The sequence below is a fragment of the Planctomycetaceae bacterium genome, from assembly GCA_041398825.1.
In the GTDB taxonomy this organism is placed as follows: domain Bacteria; phylum Planctomycetota; class Planctomycetia; order Planctomycetales; family Planctomycetaceae; genus F1-80-MAGs062.
Genome location: JAWKTX010000018.1, coordinates 40,142 through 56,725, shown reverse-complemented (window position 1 = coordinate 56,725; position 16,584 = coordinate 40,142). Strand labels below are relative to the sequence as shown.

The 16,584-nt window shown below is 54.0% G+C and carries 9 protein-coding genes; 8 read left to right on the top strand and 1 reads right to left on the bottom strand.

From position 1 onward, the window contains the following. Positions 1–470 precede the first annotated feature (470 nt). The 8 genes from R3C20_23760 (at position 471) to R3C20_23725 (ending at position 14,864) form a co-directional block, all read left to right on the top strand. The gene (locus tag R3C20_23760; protein MEZ6043525.1) at positions 471–1,559 is read left to right on the top strand and encodes an efflux RND transporter periplasmic adaptor subunit; all 1,089 of its coding nucleotides are present in this window, start codon (positions 471–473) and stop codon (positions 1,557–1,559) included. 13 nt (positions 1,560–1,572) lie between these two features. Further along, on the top strand, positions 1,573–4,749 hold the full coding sequence (locus R3C20_23755) for an efflux RND transporter permease subunit (GenBank protein MEZ6043524.1): 3,177 nt from the start codon (positions 1,573–1,575) through the stop codon (positions 4,747–4,749). A gap of 58 nt (positions 4,750–4,807) precedes the next feature. Next, positions 4,808–5,077, top strand: coding sequence for a hypothetical protein (locus R3C20_23750; protein MEZ6043523.1), 270 nt, complete (start codon positions 4,808–4,810; stop codon positions 5,075–5,077). Positions 5,078–5,581: 504 nt separating this feature from the next. Next, positions 5,582–7,072, top strand: a complete 1,491-nt coding sequence (locus tag R3C20_23745) for a TolC family protein (protein ID MEZ6043522.1) — start codon at positions 5,582–5,584, stop codon at positions 7,070–7,072. Between the two features lie 446 nt (positions 7,073–7,518). Then, positions 7,519–10,074: an MMPL family transporter gene (locus R3C20_23740; GenBank protein ID MEZ6043521.1), complete on the top strand. Its 2,556-nt coding sequence runs from the start codon at positions 7,519–7,521 to the stop codon at positions 10,072–10,074. 144 nt (positions 10,075–10,218) lie between these two features. Continuing rightward, entirely contained in the window at positions 10,219–11,241 is a 1,023-nt protein-coding gene (locus R3C20_23735) for an RluA family pseudouridine synthase (protein MEZ6043520.1), read from the top strand. 9 nt (positions 11,242–11,250) lie between these two features. Then, positions 11,251–13,167 (top strand): hypothetical protein, encoded by a 1,917-nt coding sequence (locus tag R3C20_23730; GenBank protein ID MEZ6043519.1) that lies wholly within the window; start codon positions 11,251–11,253, stop codon positions 13,165–13,167. Between the two features lie 653 nt (positions 13,168–13,820). Then, a complete protein-coding gene (locus tag R3C20_23725) occupies positions 13,821–14,864 on the top strand; it encodes a sulfotransferase (protein MEZ6043518.1) in 1,044 nt (347 codons plus the stop codon). Here R3C20_23725 and R3C20_23720 read toward each other — a convergent pair. Continuing rightward, the gene (locus R3C20_23720; protein ID MEZ6043517.1) at positions 14,840–16,417 is read right to left on the bottom strand and encodes a tetratricopeptide repeat protein; all 1,578 of its coding nucleotides are present in this window, start codon (positions 16,415–16,417) and stop codon (positions 14,840–14,842) included. The two genes, R3C20_23725 and R3C20_23720, sit on opposite strands and share 25 nt — an antisense overlap. Positions 16,418–16,584: the final 167 nt, after the last annotated feature.

Below are 16,584 nucleotides of genomic sequence, written 5' to 3'. Positions count from 1 at the left end.
CGACACCGTTCATTCAGGGCGCTGTGCGTGGCCAGAATTTGATCGCCCCGATGCCTTCGCTGGTAACGATGGTCATTCCCGAACCAATGGAATTCCCGAGTCTTTTGCACATCAGAGTCACCGACATGGATTATTTCACGACAACTGGTCGGGAATTCGTTCGAGTTGGCATCGCGATTGCTTGGGCACCTCCTTCAGTGAGGTCAACGGCCCGGTGACCTGTGGTCGTTGAAGGCGAGCATTTCACCATCACATCCATCCGTTTTAGTCGTCCGCCATGATTCGTATGCGGCAGCTCGTGCATCGACAAACTGCACCCGAATCTGAAGTGATCGGGCAAAGCGCAGTGATGCCTCATTAACGACGCGAAGCTGTTTCGTGTTCTGCAAAAAGGAAATGGGGAACGAGTCTTCTGTGAATCAGTGCGCCCTCGCTGCGCCCATGAATCGTGCAGCTCACCGAGTAAAAACATGAAAACACATTTGTCTCCGGTAATGAAAATCCTGCTTCTGTCGACTGTTCTGGCTGGCTGCCACAAGCATGAAGAACATGTTGAACATGAACACCACAAGATCGTATCCACGTCACCTCAGCTGCAGTCAGTAACTCTCACGCAGCAATATGTCTGTCAGATTCACTCGCATCGCCACATTGATGTCTGCGCTTTGGAATCCGGTTACCTGGAAGCCATCCCGGTCAAAGAAGGACAGGCCGTAAAAGCAGGCGAAACGATGTTCAAGATTGTTCCAACCCTGTATCAGGCGAGGCTGGACGCGGAACTCGCCGAAGTGCAACTTGCGGAAATCGAACTTAACAATACACAACGACTATTCAGTCAGAACGTCGTTGCCCAGCCTGAAGTCGCGCTGGCCGAAGCGAAGCTGGCTAAAGCCGAAGCCAATGTCAAACTTGCAGAGGCCGAACTGAACTTTGCGACCGTCCGCGCACCTTTTGATGGCATCATTGATCATCAGCGCCATCAGCAGGGCAGCCTGATAGCAGAAGGCGATGTCCTGACAACGTTGTCTGACAACAATGTCATGTGGGTGTATTTCAACGTCCCCGAAGCAAGATACCTGGAATACAAGACGAGTCAGAACAACGATGATCTTAAGATCGAACTTGTGCTGGCGGATGGAAGCCTGTTTCCGCGAAGTGGCGTCATCGGTGCCATTGAGGCAGACTTCAATAATGAGACGGGGAATATTGCATTCCGAGCCGACTTTCCGAATCCCGACGGACTGCTGAGACACGGGCAAACAGGGACGGTGCTTCTCAGCCGAGTGCATGAGAACGCCATCGTCATCCCTCAGCGAGCGACGTTCGAGATCCTCGCCAAAAAGTATGTCTACGTCGTTGACGAACACAACGTTGTTCATCAGCGCGAAATCAGGATCCAGAATGAACTGGACGACATCTACGTGATCGAATCCGGACTGGAAGTTGACGAAAGAATCGTCTTCGAAGGCGTACGCCAGGTGCGCGATGGCGAAGAGGTGGAGTGTGAATTCAGGTCGCCTGAAGAGGCACTTGAGCATCTGAAATTTCACGCAGAATAAGAGATACCTTCAAATGTTTGCAAAATTCCTGCACCGTCCGGCGCTGGCAATTGTCATCTCGCTGCTCATCCTTTTCATGGGTGGCCTGGCAATCGTTTCATTGCCGATTTCCCAGTTTCCGTCTGTCGCACCACCCAGCGTGATTGTTGCAGTTTCGTATCCCGGCGCCAGCGCAAATGTACTGGTCGATTCGGTGCTTGTGATACTGGAACAGGCAATTAATGGTGTGCAGAACATGCGCTATATGACCTCCTCAGCGACCAGTGCCGGAGAGGCCACGATTCAGATCATCTTTGAACCCGGCACCGACCCAAACGTCGCGGTGCTGAACGTGAATAACCGAATCAATATTGTCAAGAACCGGTTGCCGCCGATCGTAGAACGCGAAGGGATTATTGTTCTGCAGAACATGTCCAGCATGCTGATGTACGTGAATGTTTTCAGCAAGGACAAGAACGTCGATCAGAACTTTCTTTACAACTATGCCACCGTCAACCTGTTACCCGAGATCAAACGGATCCAGGGCGTCGGGACGGCCAATATTCTGGGTAATCGTGCGTATGCCATGCGCATCGAATTGAACCTGGAGCGACTTCGTGCCTACAGCATTTCTGCGGCTGACGTCATGGAGAAGATCGCCGAACAAAGCATGATCGGTTCTCCCGGTCGACTCGGACAGGCCACGGGAAAGACGTCTCAGACAGTTGAATATGTGCTGACCTGGGTCGGACGTTACAACAAGCCGGAGCAGTACGAGAACATTATCCTGAAGGCGAACCCGGATGGTGAGATTCTGCGCATCAGGGACGTCGCGACGGTGGAATTAGGATCTTCATTCTACGACCTCTATTCGGACATCGACGGGGATCCTTCTGCAGCCATCGTGCTCAAGCAGACGCCCGGATCCAACGCCACGACCGTCATCGAAGAAGTGAAGGCTAAGTTAGAAGAAATCAAGGAAGCGTCATTTCCTCCGGGCATGGATTTTGAGGTCAGTTATGACGTTTCAAAGTTTCTGGATGCCTCGATTGAAAAAGTCGTCCACACACTGTTTGAAGCATTCGTGCTGGTCTCACTTGTCGTGTTCCTGTTTCTCGGAGACTTTCGAAGCACTCTGATTCCAACACTGGCGGTCCCCGTATCGTTGATCGGAACCTTCTTCTTCATGTTGATGTTTGGAATGTCCATCAACCTGATCACCCTCTTTGCGCTGGTTCTCGCGATTGGTGTTGTTGTAGATGATGCGATCGTGGTGGTGGAAGCTGTCCATGAAAAGATGCATTCGAAACATCTGAGTCCGTACGCTGCGACGAAGGAAGTCGTCAAAGAAATCAGCGGGGCGATTATCGCCATTACGCTCGTGATGACAGCGGTCTTCATTCCGGTCACATTTATGTCAGGGCCGGTCGGCGTCTTTTACCGACAATTCGGGCTGACCATGGCGATGTCTATTGTGCTGTCCGGGGTGGTCGCATTGACCCTCACACCGGTCCTGTGTGCAATGCTGCTGAAACCCCACGACCACGGGAAGAAAAAATGGCGAGGGCCACTGACAATCATGCTCCAGTGGATTGACAGAGCCATCGAGCGGCTCACGGGAGGTTATGCGTGGATACTGAAAGGAATCGTGACACAGCGATTCCTGACGATGGTGACTGTTGCGGGCTTCTGTGTCGGCATCTTCCTGGTGAACAACGTTCTGCCATCCGGCTTCATTCCGCTGGAGGACCAGGGCATCATCTACGGAATTATCCAGACACCTCCTGGTTCAACACTGGAATACACAAACTCCAAGTCACATGAACTGGCCGCGATCTGCAAAGAAATGGACGAAGTCGTTTCTGTTTCTTCCCTTGCGGGGTACGAGGTACTGACGGAAGGTCGCGGGTCAAATGCGGGGACTTGTATTATCAATCTCAAACCCTGGGCCGACCGAAAGCTGACGTCAAAACAAATCATTGAAGAACTGGAGAAAAAGGGAAGCGCGATTGCCAACGTCAAGCTGGAGTTCTTTGAACCGCCCGCAGTCCCCGGATTCGGTGCCGCGGGTGGCTTTTCGCTGAATCTGCTCGACAAGACAAATAGCGGCGACTACCAGCAACTCGGAGAGGTGACCGATAAGTTTCTGGATGCTTTATCCAAACGCAAAGAGCTGAAGGGGTTGTTCACATTCTTCGCCAGCAACTACCCACAATATGAATTGGTCATTGATAACGACGTTGCCATGCAAAAAGGCGTCTCCATCGCCGATGCCATGGAGAATCTGTCGATCGTCGTTGGGAGCACGTGGGAGCAGGGATTCGTCCGCTTCGGCCAGTTCTTCAAGGTCTACGTTCAGTCATCTCCTGAGTTCCGTCGGTATCCGGAAGACCTTGAAAATATGTTCGTGAAGAACGAACGCGGCGAAATGGTTCCCTATTCGGCTTTCATGAAGCTGGAAAAGAAGCAGGGGCTCAACGAAATCAATCGGTATAACCTTTACACCACAGCCGCTATCCAGGGGGCACCAGCATCCGGCTACAGCAGCGGAGAAGCCATCGCTGCCATCCAGGAAGTTGCCGAACAGACACTACCGCGTGGATTTGGGATCGACTGGCAGGGCTTGTCGTATGACGAAGCCAAAAAAGGAAATACAGCCGTCTATATCTTCCTTGTGGTGGTGATGTTTGTTTATCTGGTTCTGGTGGGTCAATACGAGAGCTTTATTCTTCCGCTGGCTGTCATCATCTCCCTTCCTGTTGGGCTGTTCGGATCGTTCCTGCTGCTGCAGGCCATGGGACTTGCCAATGACGTCTACGCGCAGATTGGGCTGGTTATGCTCGTCGGGCTTCTCGGGAAGAACGCCATTCTGATTATTGAGTTCGCAGTGCAGCGGCGTCAGGAAGGTGTCAGTATAAAGGATGCCGCGATCGAAGGCGGAAGACTTCGATTCCGTCCGATTCTGATGACGTCATTCGCATTTATTGCCGGACTGATTCCGCTGGTACGCGCAACCGGCCCAGGTGCCATTGGAAATCGCACCATCGGAACGACCGCCGTCGGCGGGATGCTTGTCGGAACCATCATTGGCGTGCTGGTTATTCCCGGACTCTATTACCTGTTCGGAAAAATGGCTGACGGCAAAGCATTAATCCGGGACGAACACGACAACCCCCTGAGCGAACTGTTTGAACGCGAACAGAAGGCCTGATCTACGGTCGGGAAGCACATTGCCACACGGGCCCCTTCAGGAACAGCGTTGAATTGCCATGGACCGAGAAGCAATCATTCGAGAGATTCAGGAGCGATTTGCTCAGCACGAGAACCTGTTGAATGAACGTGAGCGGCGATTTTACGCAGCACGAGAGGCTATGCGTCTTGGCCGGGGCGGAATTGCACTTGTCAGCAAGGCCCTCCGAATGTCGCCCAACACCATCAAGCGTGGCATGATTGAGATTGCGAATCCGTCTCCCGAAGACGCGGGGGCCCCGCCGCGTATCCGTAAACCGGGGGGCGGGCGAAAACCGGGGCAGCAATAGCCGCAGGGGTCGCCATGAATCCAGTGCCGCAGCGTCCATCGATTTCCAATTAACTGGCTCCCTGGAAATTCGCCTGCGTCACGTCGCCTGCGTCACGTCGCCTGCGTCACGTTGTTCGCGTCACGTTGTCTCGGAGCCCAAACTCCCGGGAATGCCGAACTGAATGCGACATTCAGCGAGCCCGACCATAATAACGATTGGGACGGACGTACGCGTTTTGCGGGTCAGCCTGAACAGTGATGCCCGTGTACCATCAACTTATTTATTGTTCCCCGCACCCTCAATGTTCGGCTTTCCAATCCGGAAATCTCACGCCGATGAACCAAATGGATCGGTGCAGAAATCTCCCGTCAGTCACGGGATACCCTACGCTGCCTCGGATGATCCGCGAGGAACCGATCGAGTCGGGTGTGATTCTCGACCACCGCTCGCTGATCGAAAACCGGACAGATTTGTTCACTGGCATGGAATGCCACTTCCCGAATGCCCTCAAGGATGAGATCCATGAGCGTTTCTAAACGCCCTGCAATTCAGCGCCTCGCGCAGCGCTTTCCAGAAGCCGTGGCACTCCTGTCGCTTGTAACGACCGTGGCGGGTTGCAAGGTTCCTCAACTGTGCTGTGCGGATCACGGTAAGGCGATTCCGTCAACCTTTAATGGACAGACGAGCTCCGAGAACTCCGGACAGCTTGACCTGCATCAATTCTTCAATGACCCGATGCTGACCAGCCTGATTGATCAGGCCATGGTCGACAATCAGGAATTGAAAATTCTTGCTCAGGACATTCGAATCGCTCAAAACGAGATCATGGCGAGACAGGGGGCATACCTGCCATTTGTCTGGTTTGGAGGAGGGGCGGGTGTCGAGAAGCCCAGCTTCTTTACACCACAGGGCGCCGTCGAGGATCAGTTGACAGTAAACGGCCGCGGATTCCCGGATCCCCTGCCAGACTTTCTGGTTGCCACCAATGTTTCCTGGGAGATCGACATTTGGGGGAAACTGCGCAACGCTAAGAATGCAGCTTGTCTCCGTTATCTGGGTACCGCCGAGGGACGGAATTACGTCATCACGAGACTTGTCGCAGAGATCTCAGAGAACTACTACGAACTGCTTGCTCTTGATCAACGCCTGCAGACTCTCGACAAAACCATCTCTCTGCAGGAAAAGAGTCGAGACGTTGCCACAGCAATGAAGGAAGCTGCTCGAGGAACAGAACTGGCCGTTCAACGATTTCAGGCAGAAGTCAGAAAGAATCAAAGTGAGAAGCTGCTGATTCAGCAACGCATCGTAGAGACTGAAAACAGAATCAATTTTCTGGCTGGTCGGTTTCCACAGCAAGTCGATCGTGCAGCCGTTGACTTTTTCGAACTGGAGCTGCCTCTGTTGAGTGTCGGCGTGCCATCACAATTGTTGCAGAACAGAGCGGATATTCGTCAGGCACGACAGGAACTGGCGGCATCCGGGCTGGACGTGAAGGTGGCAGAAGCCCGCTTCTACCCATCACTTGTCCTGAGCGCGGGGGTAGGCTACCGAGCATTCGACGGACGTTACCTGTTCTCTACACCGGAATCGATCATCTACAACGCAGCCGGCGAAGTTGTCGCCCCTCTAATCAATCGAAAGGCCATCAAGGCAGATTACCTGAATGCGAATGCCGAGCAGTTGCAGGCAGTCTACAATTACCAGAAGGTGGTGCTGAATGCGTTCACCGAAGTAATGAACTCCATGACCAAGGTAGAAAACTACGGCAAGAGTATCGAGCTCAAAAGACAGCAATTGGCTTCTCTGGAAGCGTCCGTGGAGTCTGCCACACGACTGTTTCAGAATGCTCGCGCCGAATACGTTGAAGTGCTGCTGGCACAACGGGATCTGAACGAAGCCAGATTCGACCTGATTGAAATGAAGCAGGGACAGTTGTCGGCAACTGTGCGTGCCTATCAGGCGCTTGGCGGTGGCATGCAGCCTCGTGGATTCGATGTGGCCCTCTCACGTTAAACAGACGTCGCCGTGAGAACTCTGCCCCGGACGCCCCCCGCTTGAACCGAACAACCGGGGTGCAGCAATGATCTCTGGTATCGTGCCTCCGCAATTCACGCCAATCCCTGACGCCTCCCGGTCTGAAACACCAACCAGCGTTTACCTTCGGTTGGCCACCTGTTGAAAAACGGGACTGGCTCGACCACGAGACATTTAAGTACGATCGTTACCAGTCGTCCTGCGTGCCTATCCCGTTTTCTTCAACGGACAGTTAGGTTAGCAACACGCGGTATTCAGCAACACGCGGTATTCAGCAAAACGCAATGGTCGGCTCGACAAGTGAGCATTCGACGGGAACGGTCCGGCGGAAGCATCCCGACCACAGTGCCAAACGCCATTGCGAAGCGTTGCCGAGCGGACAGTTCCGATGATCGCCAGGAATGGGCAGCCTGAATCGGTCAGCCATGAACGGCAGCGATTTCGTCGTTCTTACCGGTCATGTTGACTGGGAAAGCTGTCTCGTATCACGTGGCATAAAACAGGCGGATTACTCGATTCGCCGCGCGAGTGCTCGACGAGCTGCTGCTTCACCGACACAATGGGCCCATTCGCGGCGAATCGTCGTGACGTCAAATTGTCCGTTGATCGTCGCCCAAATGTCCGACGGAGATCGTCGGGCTTCGAATGGGGTTCTCGTGAATCGACTCATTGCGATGCGCAATTTCCTGCTGCCGGCGCTGCTGGTGGTGGTTTGCTGCGCGGTACCCATTGCGAACCAGATAAAATTTGACCAGACCATCGAATCGTTCTTTGCTCCTGACAATCCTGATATTCGACTCCTGAAACGCAGCCGTCAGGACTTTGGTGGTGATGAATTCGTCATCGTGGCATGGAAGCAGCCGGGACTGATTGTTCGCACCGAAGATCGTGGAGTCCCGGAGTTGTCCCCGGAAGCAAGTGATCGCATTACCGGTCTGGCCGATCAACTCAACCAGATCCAGGGTGTTGCCGCGGAAAAAACTCGCCATCTCGTCAATCTGCTCGAGAAGGCTCCATCGAGTCGAAACACGCGTGCAGGGATGCTTCGCTTGTTTGAGGGAATCCTGATCGGACAGGATGAAACAACCACTGCCATCGTGCTGGAGCTTCTGCCGGAATCTGAGGCGATGGCCACCCGAAGTCAAACGATCGATCAGATCCGCAGAGTGGCAGGCGACTTCGACGCCAAAGCGGCCGTTGCCGGAGAACCCGTGCAGATCTTTGATATGTTTGACCTGGTGGAGAAGGACGGACATACGCTTTATCTGTTCACAGTTCTTGTTTTGTCGTGTGTCCTGCTGATTATCTTTCGCGGCTTTCGCTGGGTCTTCGCACCCATCGGAATTGTTGTGTCGTCGGTGATCTTAACACGCGCAGCCCTTGTCCTCTCTGGCGCGAAGTTAAGCATGGTCAGCAGTATGCTGAATTCCCTGGTGACCGTGATTTCCATAGCAACAACGATGCATGTGATCGTTCATTTTCGTGAACACCGCCGCGTCCTGGATGTGCGTCGCGCGGCGGTTGCAACACTGGAAGAACTCAGGAGCCCCGTCTTCTGGGCTCTGACAACGACAGCCGTGGGATTTGGTTCACTTCTGATTTCCGACATCGTGCCTGTCCGCAGTTTTTCAGTGATGATGATCAGTGGTACGACAATGGTGTTTGCCTGCACATTTGCATTCGTACCGGCAATGATGGCCTCAGGAAGACATGTGGAAACCCCGGGACGCGCTCCTCTTGAACATCGCCTTGACCGGGTACTGAACCGATTGGCGCACATGGTTGACAGACACCCGCTGTGGGCAGCGATGACCTGTCTTGTTCTGGTTCTGGCGACAGCTCCAGGACTGACTCGACTCACCGTTGAAACAGATTTCAGTAAGAATTTTCGCGAATCATCGTCGATCGTTCAGTCACTGAAATTCGTCGAATCGAATCTTGGCGGCGCTGGCACGTGGGAAGTTGCATTCGATGTCCCCTCAGAACTCTCCACAGATTTTCTGAAGTCCGCCCGTTCGCTGACGGACAAGCTGCACGAATTACGTCAGGCTGGAATCGATGTTTCCGTGCTATCGTTGAGCGATGCGATTGATTTGCCTCCTCGACTGGGCAACGAAGTCACAAGACTGAAGAGGCTCAGGAGTCGCCAGTCTGATCTGGTCGCCGCCTTCTACAACGAAACCGCCGGTCGAATGCGGATTCTGCTGCGATCAGTAGAGCAGCAGTCGGCTGAAGAAAAGCTGAAACAGATTGATCAGGTTCGTGCGGTCATTCGCAGACACTTCGCCGAACTGAGCGAAAACAGCTTCGCGGACAACAACAACGCCGGGGCTGGTGCAGACGGTGCAAAAGCATCTTCCGAAATTAACCATTTCCGCGGCCACACAGAGGCCACCGCGTCCGGCCTGTTCGTACTGCTGGCACGCATTATCGAAAGTCTGCTGGCCGATCAGCTGAAGAGCTTTCTGGTGGCATCGTTTGGAATTCTGATCAGCATGACCATCGCTTTCCGGAGTCTTCGCATCGGACTGATCAGTCTCCTGCCCAATGCATTCCCCGTAGTCATCGTGATTGGAACTCTCGGGATGCTTGGTATTCCGATCAATATCGGGACAGCGATGATTGCAAGCGTTTCAATGGGATTAACTGTCGACAGCACGATTCACTACATCGCCGCTTTCGAACGTGCCCGCCTTGAGAATTCAATTCAGCAGTCATTGCAGATTGCACACGCTGGGGCCGGTCGGGCACTTGTGCTTGCGTATCTGGCGTTGATGCTCGGTTTCCTCGTTCTGACAGTTTCCTCTTTCATTCCTCTGATCTATTTTGGGGCGTTGCTGAGTCTTTCGATGGCTGGCGGAATGGTCGGTGACCTCGTATTGCTGCCACTTTTGCTGCGGTGGACAACGCCGGCAAGCAGGAAACATTCGGTCTCAACGACTGGAGAACAGGAACTCCACCCGGAAGAAAGTCAAAATTGATCCGGTTCAAACCGTGGACCAGGCATTGCGCGACTTCCGTCTGCTGACAGAATCGCCTTGAATACCGCACATTGCGTTATTCACACATTGCGTTATTCAATTGACTTGTCCGTTTGATTCAAGCGTCCCCTTGATTCCTCTCAGATGTCCACTTCCGATCAATCGCTGCTGGATCGCCGTCATCGCCGGATTGCAGAACTGGCAACTCCGCTGCCCGGAAGCATGCCGTATGCGAATGTTCGTCCCCTGAATGTGCCCGGACGATTTGCCGGAAGCATGCTGCTCGATTTTCTTGATAGCTGGCACCCGCACGTCGGTCGAGAGGAGTGGCTGAAACGTATTCTCGAGGGCCGAATTGTCCCCGCATCATCGAAAACGCAGAACACCGGGGGCACGCAACAGCCATCTGCGGGACATCCAGTTTCTCCGGACCGCAGGGTGAACGCAGGCGAACAATTCGATCATCTTCTGCCGAATACGGTCGAACCCGCCGTCAATGCGGACATTCAGATCCTCCACGAGGATAAGGATTTGATTGTGATCGGTAAGCCCGCTCCCCTTCCGATGCACCCCGGGGGACGTTTTAATCGCAATACACTTCAGTATTTCATCAACACGGTCTACGCACCGGAAAGCCCCTTGATGGTGCACCGTCTGGATGCGAATACGTCGGGAGTTCTGGTGATGTGCCGTCACCAGTCCAGCGTTCAGTTCATCCAGCCTCAGTTTGAGAATCGCACCATCGACAAGTGCTATGTAGCGCGAGTCCATGGCCAGCCAGTGGAGGATGCATTCGAATGCGCACGACCACTGCAGAAGAATCCCGAAACTGGAGCAGTTCGGCCGATTGCTTCAGACGGCAAAGGGGCCGCTGCGCTGACTCAGTTCCACGTAATTTCTCGCCTCAAAGACGGTACTTCACTGATTCGGGCGGTGCCCCGTACCGGAAGAACGAATCAGATTCGAGCCCATCTGTGGGCACTGAGCCTGCCAATCGTTGGCGATCCGGCATATCTTCCGCAGGCCAGACTTGGCACGAATCGCACTTTGTGGCCAACGGAGGCGGCAATGTGCCTGCATGCTCATTCGATTACTTTTACAAACCTAAACGGCCGTCGGCAGACGTTCACATCGGCTCTACCAGAGTGGGCCATGCCCGGCGAGTGATTCTGAAGAATGTCCAGAAAACGATCCAAGACTAAGCCGGACTCCCAAGGCTTAACCGATAAGAAGTCAGTGAATCAGGAAGGTGCAGAGGGTGACCAGCAGAGCTCAACAGAATCTGCGGAAAACGTGGACGCACAAAAGAATGTGTCAGAACATTCGACTTCTCAGGCTGTTCCACAGTCGCCTGAACCAACGCAGGGCGATGGCCAGCCACCGGGACAACCCGAATCAACCATAACGCCAATCAGGCCGCTCATGGAAGAATCGATGCCTGAGGCAACCTCCGATCAGAAATCCCCTGCCAAGGATGATTCCAACATCAAAGCTGACGCACACGACGACAACGCACACATTGCCGACCAGGATCGACCGACAGAAACCACCCCGGATACGGCGACACCCGCCGACGTTTGCGGCCCAGCCGCAGATCCTCAAAGAGAAACGGGGGCGACGTCATCGGAGGACTCTGCTGAACATGGGGTAAAATCTTCGAATCCCCGACAGGACAAACCACCGGCGGCTCAGAGTGATCGAGCTTCCTGGAACGAACTGCCTTCCTCCACCGGCGAAACACTTTTGTTCCTCTGTGTTGCAGCGTTGATGGCTGCATCCGTCTTTCGGGCAACTCCACTTCAAAGTGCGAATGATCGTTCCAGGTGGGCCACGGTCTGGTCGCTCGTTGAACGCGGCACCTACCAAATCGATGAGATTGATCAGCATAAACGCTTCTCAACCATCGACAAGGTGAGACACCGAACCAACGAGACAGAGCCGTGGCATTTTTACTCTTCAAAACCCCCATTGCTTTCCACCATGGTCGCTGGCCTCTACTGGCTCGAACGTGTGACTTTGGGATTCGGCCTGTTTGGCAATACCGATCTTGTCATTCGCTTACTGCTGTCCTTTGTGAATCTGCTGCCGATGCTGTTAGCTCTGGCTTCATTCATGCAGTCTCTTCGCCTTTTGAAGTTCTCGGAGCATTCGCGTCTGTTTATGCTCGCGGTCATCGGCCTGGGTTCGATGCTGAATCCATACGTGACAACGCTTAACAATCATACGCCTGCGGCGGTGTGCGTGGTCTTCTGCCTGAGCGCCATGATTCGGATGCAGGTCGATCGCATCGCGAAACGAAGATGCGGATCCGACGACTTTATCATCCTCGGCATCAACGCTGCATTCGCCAGTTGCTTTGAACTGCCGTCGGCCCTGTTTGGCGTGTTGTGTTTTCTGTTCGCGATGAAGAAATCCTACAGTCGAACATTGTCTCATTTCGTTCCAGCAGCCGTGATACCACTCGCAGCCTTTTTTATCACCAACTGGATTTGTACCGGAGGCCTTAAGCCGTTTTACATGTATTACGGCACTGAGAAATACGTCTACGTCCACGAAGGGATCGCAAGTTACTGGAGCCAGCCTCGTGGCATGGACGCCAATAACGAATCATGGCCGGTTTACTTGTTTCACTGCGTTCTCGGTCATCATGGAATTGTGTCGCTTTCTCCTATCCTGTTGCTCATTATCCCCGGCTGGTTTGTTGGTGTTCGTGAGCCCGTCAAAGCTCAGGCAATGTCCGGCGACCAACTGGTGGAGTGGCAATGGCGCGTTCTGTCTCCCGTGTTTCGACAGGGACTATTCCTGACGGTAGTGACATTAGGCTTCTACCTGTCGCGGACCCAGAATTACAACTACGGTGGCAATACCGCAGCGCTGCGCTGGGTGCTCTGGCTGACTCCATTCTGGTGGTTCGCGATCCTTCCGGGCGTAACGCATGCAATTGACACCCGGAAGAAGCTGACACTCCTGTATCTGCTCCTGTTCTGCTCCATCATCAGTTCGCAGTGGTCCATCGATCGTCCATGGCGTCCCTCGTGGCTGTTTCATTCGATGGAAGACCTCGGACTGGTGAATTACCAGACTCAGGGCTGAAATACGGGGGGTTATTCTTGCTGATATGGTCGTTAGAACGGAGCGGTTCCCTGAGGTACCAATAAGGGACCACCTTTTCATGACCAGAACTGTCCCGTTGAAAGCGGGCCGGCTTCGTGATCCCTGTGTGACTCTGGCCCCCGAGCGGTTCTGGTCCATGCGCACAGCGATCAAACCGACCGGATCTCTTGCGGCCAGATCATCACACGTTCGGAACGAGCGATCGAGGTGCAACTTGTTACTCGCCCTGAGCAATCGGTTGCAAACCAAACCAATCCAGAGTGTTCGCATCGCACTTCTTCGCGGGAATGCACCGTCCATCAATCCGACGCTGCCAATTCAGGTCCCCACTGTTCCAACGGGCTGGCTGCATCCCTGATTTTTAAGTTTACTTATATTGGTTTGCGCCCCCTTGTCGTCAAATGTCCACAACACGGAATCCAGGAACTTTACGACCGCCAGTTTCGATTTCTGTATCTGACGTCGCCACAGATTTCACGTCATCACGAAATGTCGGTGTTAATCTCTCACCGTCTGCTGAGTTGTGTTGCGCCAGTCACGGCGGAAAATTGAATTGATGCGGCTGATCCTTCCGGCCATCGCAAATCAGCGGCTACGTCAGGCATCTTATCTTGTCCAACTCGAGGTCGGTTATGGAGACGGCGACAGCATCTCCTTCGGTTACCCACAGCGATTCCGCAGCCACGGTCGAAAAGCCCCGTTGCATTCTGCTTGCAGGAAGCGCGCGTGGCGGGACATCATGGGCCCACAAGGTGATTGATTCCCATCCTTCGGTGCATGGATGTCACGAACCTTTTCACCAGCTGGCAGCTAAAGAACAACATCGCAGTTTGTTTACCAGGATTAAGGCAGGGCAGGGTGATGAAACGGACGCTGCTTCGCTGATGAGCCTTCTTGCAAGTCCCGGCCTGCTGACTCAGAAGCCGCCATTTTTTCCTAAGGATCATTTGATAGCCCCGGCATGGATGCGATCTCTGGCGTGGGCTGCGGCGCGCACATTCGCTCCGGCCGAATCTGTTTACAATCTGCTGTCGAAAGGCAAGCTGGGCAGCGGACAGTGCGTAGTGGTCAAGAACCGACCATACCCTCAACTTGAAAGAATTCTTGAGGTGCTGGACGCGGATGTATTGATGCTGCTGCGACACCCCTGCGCTGTCGTGAATTCGTGGCTGCGAGGAATTCAGATGGGCGTAATGGATGCCAACAGCATCGATCCTGCTTACACATGGAAGGCCTATTCTGAGTACATTACCCAGCTTGGTTATGCAGAAAGCGAGATCAGGGACATGCCTGCCGCCGGACTCCTGGCTGTCCAGTGGCTTGTGGATACGATGCTGATCAATCAGTATCGTCAGAATCCGTGTATGTCCACGCACACAGTGGTTTACGAAGATCTGGTTAAGAATCCGGAATCCGAGTGGAAGCGTGTGTTCGAATGGCTTCGCTTGCCATTTTCAGCATCGGTCGTTCGATTCCTGAATGAATCATCACAGCCGGGATTCGACATCAGAAAACTATTGGGCAGCCGGTACACGTACTTTTCCGTTCAGCGGGCCAGCACCTCGCCGGTCGATAGCTGGAAGTCGAAGATGGATCCGGCAAATCTGAAGCTGGTGATGGATATTGTCTCACCACAATTCCCGATTGAACTCTACTGGCCCGGCGAATCCACGTGACTGTCAGGCGTCTGGTTTCTTCCCTTCATGAAGATGCCTTCTCTTTTTGCGGGCTCTGCGGCCCCAACAGGTGTCTCGGGAATCGGGATACGATCGGCTGGCCTTTCCGGCACCTCAGACATACGAAATCCCGGAGGCAGGGACGTCGAAGGCGCTGCTGAAACTGCATGGTCGGGTGATATGGGCGAAGGATCATACCCGTCGGTGTCGACGCTGTCGTGGAGTTTTTGGATCGCAGCCACGTATGCATCGGCCTCCCCCAGTTGAAGAACGACCTGCAGCAATTCCTCGGCACTTGCGTTCTGCTGACGAACGCTTTGAAAGGCGCTGACGAGCAACAGCCGATCCACAGACAGCGGCTTTTGATCGAGCCATTGAAACAATCGTTCTGCGTGAGCCGGAATGACGTCGCCAAACTCCGAGCCGTAAAGTTCGTCAGACTTCACACCTCCACGCGTTGGGTCTCCCTGGATCAGCAAACCAGTCTTCAGCCAGCCAACCGCCTTTTCAAACTGCTGCCGTGCGACCAATACCATGGCAAGGCGAATGTAGGGGGCCTGTCTTCCCGGAGCCGTTTGTACAGCCGTCCGATAGAACACCTCTGCCGAAGCGTATTCTCCAGAGCGGAAGGATTGATCTCCAGTTGCCTGATACCGAATGCTCTGAATTCTGTCGGCAGCCGTAACCTGTTTTTGCATCAGTGGCGCGGCAGGGAACTCATTAACCACAGGGGTCTCATCAGTTGACGACGGAATGCGAGGCTCGGGTCCATGTAGTGGAACCGCATTCGGAAGTGGAGCAAACTGTTCGTCTGGCAGCATTTCAGGAACAGGAGTTACTCGCATTTTCGGTGGAAGCCCATTGAAGTCGGTCCCTGCGGCCATGTTGTTCGGGGCCACTGTCGCGGGGTTGGGGGTGACAGTGTAACTGGCAGTTGAGCGACCGAATGGGTTCACTCCATTGATCGGGACCGGATAGGAAACTTGCGGCCCGAGTACTCCATATGGAGACGTGTAGTAGGGTGTGATGGCTCCAGGCAGCGGAATCAGCAACGGGCCGAAATATGTGGCAGCGGAGTAGGTCGAGCCGAGATATCCCCACCCGTTGACGTTGTAGCTGTAGTACCCATTGAGTCCCGTCAGACCGTCATAGCCGGTCCAGGAGCCGTAGCTTGGCCAGGAGCCGTAGTTGGGCCAGTAACCGTGAGTATTCGCAATGCCCGGCGCGAATCCGTAACGATTCGCGAGCCGGTGATCGCGTGCGTCGAAATAAATATCGCTGGTATGGTGGTGTCTGGATGCGGTGTGCGGATCGCGGACGGCTGCATTCCAACCGGCCGTCGAATGTGCACCGCCGTACTGACGATTTCGACTATACAGATCACTTCCCGATGGAAGATTTCGATACGGAATGCCGGTTCCGATTGCGTTTCTCTGGACCGAACCAGAACGGTGGTGCTGCGCGCGTGACGACTCACAGAGTCCGGACACGGTCAACATCACGCAAAGGATCAAGCGGTGAGGGACGCCGGGGATTCTGGACAAGACCTGCATCGAATCGCTCCTTGGAACTGGGTGGTTTCTGCATCATGGCTGTTTCGACGCGGAGGATCAATCATTTATCCTCGCCCAACGAAATAAGCCCGCCGGAACGCTGCGTTCCGACGGGCTGCATTTCACAGGAAAGCAATCCGCATTGTGCCCAACATTGTGCCTAACTG

What these genes read in the sequence shown, in the direction of transcription:
- R3C20_23755 (MEZ6043524.1), top strand. Translation starts at nt 1,573, where the DNA reads ATGTTTGCAAAATTCCTGCACCGTCCGGCGCTGGCAATTGTCATCTCG.
- R3C20_23735 (MEZ6043520.1), top strand. Translation starts at nt 10,219, where the DNA reads ATGTCCACTTCCGATCAATCGCTGCTGGATCGCCGTCATCGCCGGATT.
- R3C20_23730 (MEZ6043519.1), top strand. Translation starts at nt 11,251, where the DNA reads ATGTCCAGAAAACGATCCAAGACTAAGCCGGACTCCCAAGGCTTAACC.
- R3C20_23740 (MEZ6043521.1), top strand. Translation starts at nt 7,519, where the DNA reads ATGAACGGCAGCGATTTCGTCGTTCTTACCGGTCATGTTGACTGGGAA.
- R3C20_23720 (MEZ6043517.1), bottom strand. Translation starts at nt 16,417, where the DNA reads ATGCAGGTCTTGTCCAGAATCCCCGGCGTCCCTCACCGCTTGATCCTT.
- R3C20_23725 (MEZ6043518.1), top strand. Translation starts at nt 13,821, where the DNA reads ATGGAGACGGCGACAGCATCTCCTTCGGTTACCCACAGCGATTCCGCA.
- R3C20_23750 (MEZ6043523.1), top strand. Translation starts at nt 4,808, where the DNA reads ATGGACCGAGAAGCAATCATTCGAGAGATTCAGGAGCGATTTGCTCAG.
- R3C20_23760 (MEZ6043525.1), top strand. Translation starts at nt 471, where the DNA reads ATGAAAACACATTTGTCTCCGGTAATGAAAATCCTGCTTCTGTCGACT.
- R3C20_23745 (MEZ6043522.1), top strand. Translation starts at nt 5,582, where the DNA reads ATGAGCGTTTCTAAACGCCCTGCAATTCAGCGCCTCGCGCAGCGCTTT.